Annotated in this window: 8 protein-coding genes and 2 pseudogenes; 2 read left to right on the forward strand and 8 right to left on the reverse strand. The window is 75.9% G+C overall.

The window, feature by feature from the left end:
* Positions 1 to 346: hypothetical protein (locus AB0N76_RS37325; RefSeq protein WP_363565164.1), on the reverse strand; the 346-nt coding region annotated here is incomplete at its 3' end.
* A gap of 223 nt (positions 347 to 569) precedes the next feature.
* On the opposite strand from AB0N76_RS37325, the gene AB0N76_RS37330 reads away from it, so the two are divergent.
* Positions 570 to 965: a hypothetical protein gene (locus tag AB0N76_RS37330; protein ID WP_363565166.1), complete on the forward strand. Its 396-nt coding sequence runs from the start codon at positions 570 to 572 to the stop codon at positions 963 to 965.
* On the opposite strand, the gene AB0N76_RS37335 is transcribed toward AB0N76_RS37330, so the two are convergent.
* From AB0N76_RS37335 to AB0N76_RS37365, 7 genes and pseudogenes are all read right to left on the reverse strand, one after another.
* On the reverse strand, positions 966 to 1,634 hold the full coding sequence (locus tag AB0N76_RS37335; RefSeq protein WP_363565168.1) for a beta-glucanase: 669 nt from the start codon (positions 1,632 to 1,634) through the stop codon (positions 966 to 968). It lies immediately after the preceding gene.
* A gap of 289 nt (positions 1,635 to 1,923) precedes the next feature.
* Positions 1,924 to 2,511 (reverse strand): annotated as a pseudogene (locus AB0N76_RS37340) (CBS domain-containing protein); the annotation flags it as partial.
* Positions 2,512 to 2,715: 204 nt separating this feature from the next.
* Entirely contained in the window at positions 2,716 to 3,285 is a 570-nt protein-coding gene (locus tag AB0N76_RS37345) for a MarR family winged helix-turn-helix transcriptional regulator (protein WP_363565170.1), read from the reverse strand.
* A 67-nt stretch (positions 3,286 to 3,352) separates the two neighbouring features.
* Positions 3,353 to 5,453: pseudogene (locus tag AB0N76_RS37350) on the reverse strand (MMPL family transporter).
* Between the two features lie 108 nt (positions 5,454 to 5,561).
* The gene (locus AB0N76_RS37355) at positions 5,562 to 5,876 is read right to left on the reverse strand and encodes a hypothetical protein (protein WP_363565172.1); all 315 of its coding nucleotides are present in this window, start codon (positions 5,874 to 5,876) and stop codon (positions 5,562 to 5,564) included.
* Positions 5,877 to 5,933: 57 nt separating this feature from the next.
* The gene (locus tag AB0N76_RS37360; RefSeq protein WP_363565174.1) at positions 5,934 to 7,517 is read right to left on the reverse strand and encodes a M12 family metallopeptidase; all 1,584 of its coding nucleotides are present in this window, start codon (positions 7,515 to 7,517) and stop codon (positions 5,934 to 5,936) included.
* A gap of 229 nt (positions 7,518 to 7,746) precedes the next feature.
* Positions 7,747 to 10,869: a phosphocholine-specific phospholipase C gene (locus AB0N76_RS37365; RefSeq protein WP_363565176.1), complete on the reverse strand. Its 3,123-nt coding sequence runs from the start codon at positions 10,867 to 10,869 to the stop codon at positions 7,747 to 7,749.
* A gap of 548 nt (positions 10,870 to 11,417) precedes the next feature.
* On the opposite strand from AB0N76_RS37365, the gene AB0N76_RS37370 reads away from it, so the two are divergent.
* The coding region (locus AB0N76_RS37370) for a condensation domain-containing protein (RefSeq protein WP_363565178.1) at positions 11,418 to 12,176 on the forward strand (759 nt) is incomplete at its 3' end.

A 12,176-nucleotide genomic window follows, 5' to 3' on the forward strand; every position in this document is an offset into this window, starting at 1 on the left:
CGGCACCGGCTGGACGTGCTGCGTTCGGCGGGCCACGGCCCGGGGTCCGGGCCGCCGCCCGCTCCGCCGGCCGGTACTCCTCGGCGTCGATCTCGCCCCGCGCGAACCGCTCCGCCAGGAGCTGCTCGGGCAGCGGCGGGGGCGGCGGAGGCGGCGCGTGCGGTGCGACCGGCCCGCCGCCGGCCCACGGGCCCTTCGGCGGCGGCGCGGGCGTCCGCGACTGGCGGACCAGGAACACCGCGACCGCCACCAGCGCCAGCAGGACCAGCAGCATCCCGAACGCCAGCAGGCCGATGCCCCAGGCGCTCATCCCATGGCCGTAGCCATGGCCGTACCAGTGCCTCATCACGACCTCCTCACCGCCCCGGCCGGACCGCGCCGGGGAGATCGGTGCCTCACCACCATCGTGCGCCCGCGCCGGTCGGAGCGGCGTGAGGAAGCGGTCGGAGCCCCGCGAGGAATCGAACCGAGCGGCACAAGGAGCCGGAGCATACGCGGGCGGGCGGCCGGCCACCCGGGAAAGCCCCGGGCCGCCGAACGCCCGCACCGGTCGGGGTACCGTTCGCCCCATGAACCACCACCCGCCGGCCGACGACCGCGAGCGGCTCGTCGCGGCCGGGGTACTGCTCCACTACCAGGACCGGCAGCCGCACGCGGCCCTGCGCCACTCCCCCGTGAGCTACGTCGAGACGGCGCTCTGGTTCGAGCTCACCGCCCTCGCCATCGTGCCCGCCGCGGCCGCCGCGACCGCCCACGCGCTGCTGCGCGGCATCGCCGCCCAAGCCGTGGACGCCGCGCTCGCCCCCGGCAACGAGGGCGCCCCGCACGACGACCTGTACGTGACGCACCCCGCGCACATCGGCCCGCACCGCCGGGTGGTCTGGTTCCAGCGCTCCGGCCCGCGCGGCCTGATCACGGCGATGTTCCCGCCGCCCGGGGACGAGCACGCGCGCCACCGCGGCTGATCACCCGCCGTACGGGCCGCCCCGCTCCACCCGGAGGCTGTGGCAGACCCAGCTGAGCCGGTCCGGACCGTAGACCGGCGGCCGGTCGTGGTAGGTGCCGTCGGAGACCGAGATGTTGACGATCAGGTAGGCGTGCCAGCCCGCGCCGACGCCCCGCCGGTCCGCGTGGACCAGGGTGTCGTCGACGAACCAGTCCACCGAGTGCGCGCCGAACACCGCCCGCAGGTCGAAGGTCGCGCCGGCGGCTATCCCGGCCTCGGCCCCGTGCCAGTACCGGTAGCCGCCCCGGACGTGGTTGGAGATCTCCAGCAGGTCCGGCTGGTCGGGGTGGTACTCGAAGACGTCGATCTCGTTGCCGCCGTCCCGCCAGGTCCAGATCGCGGGCCAGGCCCCCAGCTCGACGGGGAGGGTGACCCGCGCGGTCAGGACGTCGCCGGTGCGCACCTGGAAGCCCTGCGGGCTGCCCTCGGTGGTCAGCAGGTTGCAGCTCCACAGCTCCCCGCCGTGCCGCCGGGTGGCGGCGAAGACGCCGCCCGGGCAGTAGGCGCGGCTGAGGAAGTCGAGCTTGTGGTCGCCCCGGTTGGTCGGGCCCATCCGGGGATAGGCGCTGCTGCGCCCCGCGGTCCACTGGCTGGTCGATGTGAAGTCGGCGTCGAACACGACGGCCACGGCTGCCTCCCCGAGCCCGGCGTCGCGGCGGCCCACTACCGCCGCACACGTCGAGTGATATACCCGACACACAGAGCGATATTCGAACCGGATCCTCCGGGTCCAGGCGGGCCGCCGGGCGCGCGCGGCGGCCCGGTCGGGGTGCGCGCCCGTCCGCTGACCCGGCGCGCACGCCCCCGCCGTCGCCCTCGCTCCCGTCACCCGCGCCGTCGTCGGCCGGGTCCCGGTCCTGGTCCTGGTCCTGGTCCGGCGGGCCCTCGCCGCCGAAGGTCTCCGCGCTCAGCCGGTCGGTCACCGACACCACGCCGTCGACCGAGCGGCAGAGGTTCAGCACGATCGGGACGAGGTGCGGCTCGGGCACGGTCCCGCTGAGCACCACCCGGCCCTGCTCGACCTCGACGCCCACCTCGGCGGGGCTCACGCCCTCGACCCGGCCGAGCACCTCCTCGACGATCTCCCGGCGGATCGCCCGGTCCTCGCGCAGGAACACCCGGAGCAGGTCGCCCCGGCTGACCATGGCGAAGACCCGGCCGTCCTCGTCCAGCACCGGCAGCCGCTTCACCCCGTGCCGGCTCATCAGCCGGGCCGCCGCCACCACGCTGGTGCCGGGGGTGGTGCAGACCGCCGGGCCGGTCATCAGGTCGGCGGCGGTCACGGCGCCGCCCGGGCCGGTCCGGGAGAGCTCCGGCGGGGGCAGCAGGGTCCCCTGGTCCTCCTGGGCGGCCAGGGTGAGCAGCAGGTCCGCCTCCGAGACGATGCCGAGCGGCCGGCCGTCCGCGTCCACCACCGGCACGCCGGTGATGTCGTAGTCGGTCAGCAGCGCGACGATCTCCCGGAAGCCGGTCTCGGGAGCGACCCGGACCACGGGACTGGTCATCACTGATTCGACGGTGGCATGCCGCACGCCGGTTCACCTCGTCCGCGAACGCCGTCCGACCGGAGCCCTGACGTCCGACCGGTTGTATCAGGAGCATCTCCCCCGACCGGGCGATCCACCAGGGGCCAAGGGGATGAAAAACCGGGACCAAGGGCCTGTCCCGGCGAACAGCCGTCCGACAACACAGCGCCCCGCGCGCCCCGGTCAGCGGGAGCGGCGCAGTTCCTCCAGCTCGCCGGTGACCCGGCCGAGGAAGCGGGCCACGGCGGCCAGCTCGGCCGGGGAGAACTCGGCGCGCACCGCCTCGGTCCGGCGGGCGACCGGGGCGAACCAGTCGGCCGCCATCCGCCCGGCGCCGGGGAGGTAGTGCACCAGGACCAGGCGCCGGTCGGCGGCGTCCCGGGCGCGGCGGATGTGGCCGGCCCGCTCCAGCCGGTCCAGCACGGCGGTGACGGCCCCCGAGGAGAGGCCGAGCTCCTCGCCGAGCCGCCCCGGCGTGATCCCGCCCGCCGTGCCTGCAGCGCCCGCCGCACCCGCACCGCCCGGCGCGCCCGGCGCCGCGCGCATGATCGCGAGCAGGGCCTGGACGTCGGTGGTGTGCAGCCCGCTGGCGGCGGCGAAGCCGTGGCCGAGCAGGTGCATCTCGGAGGCGAGGTCCTGGAGCAGCCGCCCGAGCGCCGGGGTGCCGGCGGACTCCCGGTCCGGGTCCAGGCCCAGGTCCAGTGGCGACGGCCCCGGCTCCCGTTCGACCGGTGCCCCCTGCTGCTCCGACAAGGCGTCTTCTCCGGTCGCGTACGGCGGTGTGCTTACCCGTTCAGCCTAACGGGCCGGACCGGGCCGGTCAGACGTGCTCGCCGGCCGGCTCCGGGGCCGTCGGACGGACGGCCGAGCGGCCGGTCCGGGCGGGCCACCAGACCCGGTCGCCGAGGTCCCGGACCAGCGCGGGCACCAGCAGCGAACGCACCAGCAGGGTGTCCAGCAGCACGCCGAACGCCACGATGAAGGCGATCTGGGCGAGGAAGGCCAGCGGGATCACGCCGAGCGCGGCGAAGGTCGCGGCCAGCACCACGCCCGCCGAGGTGATCACCCCGCCGGTGGCGGTCAGCCCGCGCAGCACTCCCTCGCGGGTGCCGACCCGCAGGGCCTCCTCGCGGACCCGGGTCATCAGGAAGATGTTGTAGTCGACGCCCAGCGCGACCAGGAACACGTACCCGTACAGCGGCACCGAGGGGTCCACGGCGGAGAAGCCGAACACGTACGGGAAGACCACCGCGCTGACGCCGAGCGTCGCCAGGTAGGAGAGCGCGACGGTGGCGGCGAGCAGCACCGGCGCGAGCAGCGAGCGCAGCAGCAGGACCAGCACGGCGAGCACGCAGAGCAGCACCACGGGGGTGATCAGGGTGCGGTCGCGGGCGGCGGTGGTGCGGGTGTCGTCCTGCTGCGCGGTGTACCCGCCGACCAGCGCGTCCGCGCCGGGCACCTCGTGCACCGCCGGCCGCAGCCGGCGCACCGTGGCGATCGCCGCGTCGCTGTCGGCCGGGTCGGTGAGCGTCGCCTCCAGCCGGATCCGGCCGTCCACCACCACCGCCGGGGCGCCGGGCGGCCCGCCGCTGGTGGTGGACGGCCTGCCCGGCGGCGGCGATCACCACGGCGGGGTTGCCGCTGCCGCCGGGGAAGTGCGCGGAGAGCAGCCGCTGGCCGGCCACCGAGGGCTGGGCCTTGACGAACAGTTCGGTCTGCGGGACCCCGCCGGCGTCCAGCGTCGGGGCGAGCGCGGCCAGCGCGAGCAGTCCGGCCAGGCAGCCCGCCCACAGGGCGCGCGGGCGGCGGGCGACCAGTTCCGCGACCCGCCCCCAGGCCGCGTGCACGGGCGCGCGTCCGTCGGCGGCGGGGCGGGCCGGCCAGTAGGCGGCCCGGCCGGCCAGCACCAGGGCGGCGGGCAGGAAGGTGAGCGCGGAGAGCACCGCGCAGCAGATGCCGATCGCGCCGACCGGGCCGAGCGCCCGGTTGTTGGTGAGGTCGGAGAGCAGCAGCACCAGCAGGCCGAGGGCGACGGTGGCGCCGGAGGCGGTGATCGGCTCGACCGACTGCCGCCAGGCGGTGCGCATCGCGGCGAAGCGGTCGCCGTGCAGGTGGAGCTCCTCGCGGAACCGGGCGGAGAGCAGCAGTCCGTAGTCGGTGGCGGCGCCGATGACCAGGATCGACAGCAGGCCCTGGACCTGGCCGTCCACGGTGACCAGGCCGTGGTCGGCGAGCAGGTAGACCAGGGCGCAGGCGATGCCGAGGGCGAAGACCGCGCCGAGGATGACGAGCAGCGGCAGCAGCACGGCGCGGTAGACGGCGAGCAGGATCAGCAGGACGACGCCGAGCGCCACGCCGAGCAGCAGGCCGTCGATGCCGGCGAAGGCGCCGCCGAGGTCGGTGAGGATCGCGGCCGGTCCGGCCAGGCCGACGGTGCTGTCGGGGACCCGGGTGGCGAGGTCGCGGACGGCGTGGACGGTGTCGCCGGTCGCGCGGCCGAGGTCGGCGCGGAGCTGGACGACGCCCTGCAGGGCCCGTCCGTCGGCGGCGGGGACGGCGGGCGAGACCCGTCCGGTGGCGCCGGGGAGTGCGGCGGCGGCGTGCAGGGCCTGTTCGGCGGCGGCCCGGCGGGCCTCGTCGACGGGGCCGGTCCGGCTCTCCCAGACGACGATCAGCGGCAGGGTGTCGCCGGCCCGGAAGCCGGCGCCGAGCCGGGCGGTCTCGGTGGACTCGGCGCTGCGCGGCAGGAAGGCGGCCCGGTCGTTGGTGGAGACCTCGCCGAGCCGGCCGGCGTACGAGCCGAAGGCCCCGCCGAGGCCGAGCCAGACGACCAGCAGCGCGAGCGGGACCAGCAGCCGGGCGCGGCGGCGGCCGGCGGGGCGCGCGGGCGCGGGGGTGGGGGCGGGACGGTCAGCGGGCATGGCGGGCGCCCTCCGGACAGGGGCGGGGGTGACGGACAGCCCGGATCATATCTCTCGATGGTCGAGAGACTTGACGGTGGAGAGGTTCCGGTGGGGACGTCCATCGGCTCACTCGCCGACCGGGCGGACCGGGACCTCCACCTCCCAGCGGCCGGCGCCCGTCGGCGGGGCGGGCAGCGGGACGGCGACGGTCGAGAAGAGGTCGCCGACCCGCAGCTGCTCCTGCGGGCCGGGCGCGGGCGCGCCGGCCGAACGGCGGCGGGCGTGCGCCTGGACCTCGGCGCGCCAGCTCGACCACGGCGCCGTCCGGCGTGTCGACCGCGCGGACGGCGGCGGTGAGCACGGGGGTGGCGGCGTCGGCGAGGCTCGCGTCGACGATCCGGACCACCAGCCACCAACCGGCACCGGCGGTCGCGGGGCCACCGGCGGTCCCGGGGCCGCCTGCGGGGCCGCCGGTGATCCGGACCGTCAGCGGCTCCGTCACCTGATGCGCCACACCCGGAAGTGTCCGCTGCCCGCCTCCCAGTCGAGCGCCGCCGCGCCGCCGGGCAGCACCAGCAGCTCGTGCCCGGTGCGCACCGAGGCCCAGCTGCCCCGGGTGGTGGGCGCGCCGGGCAGCGGGTCGACGGCGCCGGTGAGCGTCGGGTCGTAGGCCCAGACCCGGTAGCCGCCGTTCGCGGGCTCCCAGTCCAGCACCCGGTCCGCCGAGAGCGCGACGAGCTCGTGGCCGGTCCGGATGGTCCGCCAGGTGCCGGAGACCACCGGGTCGCCGGGGAACGGGTCGCCGGTCGCCGTCGGGTCGTAGCGCCAGACCCGGTAGCCGCCGCTCGCGGGCTCCCAGTCCAGGACGCGGCCGCCCACCAGCGGGAGCAGCCGGTGCCCGGACCGGATGGTCTGCCAGGTGCCGGAGGCGACCGGGTCGCCGGGGAACGGGTCGCCGGTGGCAGCCGGGTCGTAGCGCCAGACCCGGTACCCGCCGGTGGCCGGTTCCCAGTCCAGCACCCGGTCGGCGGTGAGCGGGAGGAGCTCGTGGCCGGTCCGGATGGTCTGCCAGGTGCCGGCGGCCACCGGGTCGCCGGGGAACGGGTCGCCGGTCGCCGTCGGGTCGTAGCGCCAGACCCGGTACCCGCCGCTCGCGGGCTCCCAGTCCAGGACCCGGCCGCCCACCAGCGGGACCAGCCGGTGACCGGACCGGATGGTCTGCCAGGTGCCCTCGGCGAGCGCCGGGCCGGGCAGCGGGTCCGGGGCGTACATCGCGTAGGCGGCCTCGACGTCGCCGCGCGAGAGGGTGGTGCGCTGGCCGATGGTCACGCCCGGGCGGCGCGGCACGATGGTGTCGCCGTGGCCGTTGGTGAAGGCGTCGGCGGGGTAGTGCATGATCGAGCCGTAGTCGTACGGGCCGACGTCGTCGCCGTCGCTGATGTGCTGGTTGAAGTTGCCCTCCCGGCCGGGCTGCACGTTCTCCAGGTGGACGGTGACGTAGGCGTCCCGGTCCTCGCGGCTCTGCTCGTGCCAGAGGCCGACGCTGTGCCCTATCTCGTGGATGACCGTCCCGGTGTTGCTGCCGCTCGGGTTGATCGAGATCCGCCGCTCGCCGCGCCCGTGTCCGACCGGGGAGGAGCCGCCCACCCCGGGGTCGGTGGAGACGGTGAACCGCACGTAGTCGGGGTGGCGCCGGGCGTCCCGGGGCACCAGCCGGACCGGGGTGCGCTCGTTCCAGTGCCGGATCGCGGCCGGCACGGTGGTGCTGCTGGTCAGCGAGGAGTCGATGACGTACGGGACGACGCCGTCCGGCCAGCGCACGCCCGCGCCGGTCACCACCACCGCGCCCTCGGGCCCGTCGGCGCCGGCGGCGGCCGCCGCGCGCAGCTCCTCGATCGGGCCGAGGTCGATGTCCCCCTCGAAGTACGCGCGGCCGCCGCGCACACTGACCGTCACCTCGCGCGGCCCGAAGGTCTCGCCGCTGATCAGGACCGTCTCGGTGACCGGGCCCGACCCGCCCTCGAACGGCACCGGCCCGTAGCCCGGCCGCCCGACTCTGCCGCCCGCCGCCAGCTCCCCCATGGTGCGCCCCCTCGTGTGCGTACATCCGTCGACCTGCGGTTTCCCGGTGCTCCCGTGGGTGCCGGTGGCGCCCCGGGACCGGCCGCACCAGGGTGTCCGCCGGGGCGTCGCTCCGGAAGGCCCACGGCACCGGCGCGCGGGGCACTCGCCCGGCTCCCCGGTGCGCCCCGGGCGCGCGGCCCGCCCGCGCCCCCGGAGGGGTGGGGGCACGGGCGGGCGGCACATCGGATCAGCCGGTGATCGGCTTGACGTCCAGGCGGACGTGGTCGACGGCCCAGTACCAGTTGTTGCCGGCGTCGTACATCCGGAACTTCAGGGTGACCGTCCGGACGCCGGCCGGGACGGCGAACTGCCGGGTGACGAAGGCGTTCTGGACGTCCTTGCCGGCGTTGTCGTTGCCGGTCGCGTCGGAGCTGTAGAACACCAGCCGGGTCTCGGCGCCGTTGTCGAAGACCGCGGTGACCGAGGCCTTCTGCGGGGCCTCCTGCCGGTAGTGCGAGTCGAAGGCCAGGTGCAGGGTGGCCGCACCGGCCGGGACGGGCACGGCGGGCGAGACCAGGGTCGAGTCGAAGACGCCCTTGCGGGACGGCGAGCCGGTGTCGTCCCAGTCGTCCGGGTCGGCCACCGCCAGGACGCCGAGGCCGCGGGTGAAGTTGCCCCGGTCCTGGCCGGCCGGGGTGGACCAGGCGCGCTTGGTGTGGAAGGTCCAGCCCTGGAGCCGGACGGTGCCCTGCGGCATGGCCGGCGCGTTGACCACCGACCAGCCCTGCGGGGCCGTGGCGGTCCAGCCGAGCACCCCGCCGAGCGGCTGGAGCGCCCCGGCCAGCGACTCGAAGTCCTCGCCGAGCAGGTGGCCGGCCATCACCGGCGCGGTGCGGGCGGCGAGTTCGCCGTCGGCCAGCGCGAACCGGTCGCCGGCCTGCGCCCGGGCGGTGACCAGGATCCGGTGGGTGGCGCCGTCCGGCAGCTGCGCGGGCGGGGTGACGTCCCACTCGGCGGTGGCGGTGGCCCCGGCGGCCAGCGCGGCGGGCGGCGCGGTGACGGCGGCGACCGTCCAGCCTGCTGGGACCACCGGCTGCGCCTCGACGGCGGTCAGCGCGGCGGTGGCGGTGAAGCGGGCGGTGACCCGGGCCGGGCGGCCGGGCAGCAGGATCGCCTCGTCGATGGTCGGCGAGGCGGCCTTGAGCGCGACGTCCAGGGCCAGCGGGTCGGCCAGGCCCATCGCCGGGTCGGTGAGCAGGTGCTCGCCGTCCCACGGGAAGCGCCCGGCGATCCGGCGGCGGAAGCCGAGCTCGCCGCGGACGCTCACCGCGACGTCGTACCAGCCCTCGGGGCCGACCTTGAGGTTGACGGTCTTGTCGTCCCCGGCCGCGACCCGGACCTCGCGCAGCCCGTCGCCGTAGGCCAGGTCGCCGACCAGGAAGGTCTGCGCGGTGCGCGAGCGGTTGATCACGTCCACCTCCAGCACCTTGCCGTCCTGCTCCTCGGAGAGCGAGACCTCGTACGCCGAGGCGGTGTCGCCGCGCAGGTGCCAGAGCGCGCCGGCCGGGCCGTGCACCCGCAGGTCGTAGCCGTCCGGGCCGACCGTCCAGACGTCGGAGAGGCGGGACTTGGCGCCGACGGTGTAGTGCCGGGGGGCGGTGCCGGGCGCCGGGTAGACCGCGAAGACGGCGGCCTGCCGGCCCTGGTTGATGAGGTCGAGGGTCAGCTGGTCGCCCTTGAGCCGCGGCTTGACCAGCAGGTCGTAGGGCGCCGGGCGGGCGGCCCGGGTGCCGCGCTGCTGCTGCGGGAAGACCTGCGGGCTGGGCACGGTGGGGGCGGGCAGCTTGCCGGTGTCGACGACCTTCTGCCGGTTGCCGGCGGTGTCCGGCAGCTGCGGCCAGCGCGGGTCGCGGCCGGAGAAGTCGAAGACGTTGGTGAGGTCGCCGCAGACCGCCCGCCGCCAGGGGCTGATGTTGGGCTCCTGGACGCCGAAGCGCTGCTCCAGGAAGCGCAGCACCGAGGTGTGGTCGTAGACGGTGGAGTCGACCACGCCGCCGCGGGTCCAGGGCGAGACGACGACCATCGGCACCCGGACGCCGAGGCCCATCGGGTACGGGCCGGAGACCAGGCTCTCCCCGGCGGGCAGGGTGTCGGACCAGGTCAGCGAGCCGTCGGCGGCCTTCACCCGGTACTTGCCGTCCTGGCTGACCACCCGGTGGTAGGTGGCGCCGCCCTTGCTCACCCGGACCACCACCTCGCCGTCGACCGGCACGGTGGACTTGCCGCGGCCGGCGGCCAGCGGCGGGACGGGCGGCAGGTGGTGGTCGAAGAAGCCGCCGTGCTCGTCGTAGTTGAGGATGAAGACGGTCTTCTCCCACACCTCGGGCTTGGCCGCCAGCGCGGCCAGCAGCCGGGCGGTGAGGTGCTCGCCGTTCGGCGGCGCCCAGTTGGCGTGCTCGGAGAGCGCCTCGGGGGCGACGATCCAGGAGACCTGCGGCAGCTTGTCGGCCTGGACGTCGGCGGCGAAGGCCTCGACCAGGGCGTCGCCCATCGCGAACGGATCGTTCTTCTTCGCCGGGTCGCCGACCGCGCGGATGCCGCGCTCGTACAGCGGCTCGCCGGGCTTGGCCTTGACGAAGGGCGCGAACCAGGCGAGCGCGTTGTCGTCGAAGTTGTCCAGCGCCTGGTAGGTCCGCCAGCTGACGCCCGCCTTCTCCAGGCGCTCGGCGTAGGTGGTCCACTCGTAGCCGGCCGGGATCTCGGTGTTGTCGGTGACCGGGGTGTCCCGGACGGTGCCGCCGCTGGTGCCGGTCATCAGGTGGTCGCGGTTGGTGTTGGTGTTGCACTGCACCGACGCGTAGTAGGCGTCACAGGTGGTGAACACCGAGGCGAGCGCGTGGTAGAACGGCATGTCGGCGGCGTCGTAGTAGCCCTGGCCGAGCCAGCCGCCGGAGCGCCGGGTGACCGAGCCGTCGGCGAGGCCGTCGTTCCACGCCTTCATCGAGTCGACGAAGCCGAAGGCGGGGGCGCCCTGCTGGTAGGCGCTGGTGTGGGCGGCGTTCATCGGGAAGGGCAGCAGGTGGCCCTCCTTGCGGGCCGGGTCCGGCTGGTGGAAGACCGAGCGGCCGTTGACGCCGCGCACCGCCGTCCGGTCGCCGAAGCCGCGGACGCCGGCCAGGGTGCCGAAGTAGTGGTCGAAGGAGCGGTTCTCCTGCATGAAGACCACGACGTGCTGGATGTCCGCCAGCCGGCCGGGCCGGGCCGGTGCGGCGAGCGCCTCGCGCACGCTCAGCGGGAGGGCGGACAGCACCGCGGCGGCCGCCGCGCCGCCGAGCAGGGTGCGGCGCGACAGTTCGGGCTTCGGACTCATCGGGGGGTGGCTCCTTGTACAGGGCTGGGGGGATCGCCGGACCTCTCGGTCCAGACCCGTTATGTGTAAGGCCCCCAGATGGCCGGGAGCGGGGAGTTCGATGGCGACTCGATGACGGACAGTGAACCCAGAGCTGTACAGACAACTCGGCCGGAATCACCCCCTCCTGCGGGCCCGCTTGCGACCGGTGCATGTCAGACCTCAGGCCCCTTGACCGGGAAGGTAGTTGACGAACCGTCGGCAGGCACCGGCCAGGTCGTGGACAACCCTTGACGAGGCATGTGGTCTGTGGAAATCTCTCGGCAGGTCCAGGCCAATGATCTTCGTACGGGGGTAGAGGATCGGATCACCTGACGCATCAGGGGGGAAACCTGGGAGTCGGGTCAGGCCGTGCCACAGCGCCCTGCCGACCGGCCCTCGGGGCGGGCCGGCCACCCTCGGCAGCCGCGCCGTCCGAGCCGCACCGTGCCGCGCCGCCCGCGCCGCCACGGCCACCGCCCGGACGGGTGCCCCGCAGCTCCGTCCCCGACTCCCGAATCGAGCCCACCATGTCCGACTCCCCCAGCCGGCCCGACCCCGCAGCCACCCCCGGGGAACCAGCGCACGCGACGGACCCCGGCGGGCCCGCCACCGCCGCCCAGTACGGGATCTGGCTGACCGACCGGCTCACCCACGTCCCCGAGGTCTTCCACCTCGCGCTGCGGTTCGCCTTCGACCGGATCGACACCGACGCCCTGGGCCGGGCCGTCGCCGCGACCGTCGCCCGCCACCCGGCGCTCGGCTCGGCCCTGGTGGAACGGGACGGCGGGCTGCGCCGGGTCCCGGCCGGGCGGACGCCCGCCCTCGACGTCGTCGACACGGCCGCCGACACCGGCGAGGCGCTCGCCAAGCGGCTCGCCGAGGAGGTCGCCCTCCCGTTCGACCTGGCCACCGGGCCGCTCGCCCGCTTCACCCTGCACCAGCGGCCCGGCGGGGCCGCCGAGCTGCTGGTGGTGGCGCACCACGCGGTGTTCGACGGCAACTCCAAGGACGTGCTGGCCGCCGACCTGGCCGCCGCGTACGCCGCCGCGCTGGGTGGCGGGCCGGCTCTGTCCGCGGGTGGCGAGGCCTTCGGGGCGCCGGCCGCCGATCCCGAACTCGTCGCCCGGGCGGCCGGGTTCCACGGCCCCCGGTGGGCCGCGGCCACCGACCCGGTGCTGCCCGGCGGCGCCCGGGCCGGCACCGACGCCGGCCCCGGCGAGGCCGTCAGCTGGCGGCTCGACGGCCCCGGCCACGCCGCCCTGGTGGACGCCGCCCGGGCCGGCGGC

The sequence above is a fragment of the Kitasatospora sp. NPDC093806 genome (assembly GCF_040683335.1).
GTDB lineage: Bacteria > Actinomycetota > Actinomycetes > Streptomycetales > Streptomycetaceae > Kitasatospora.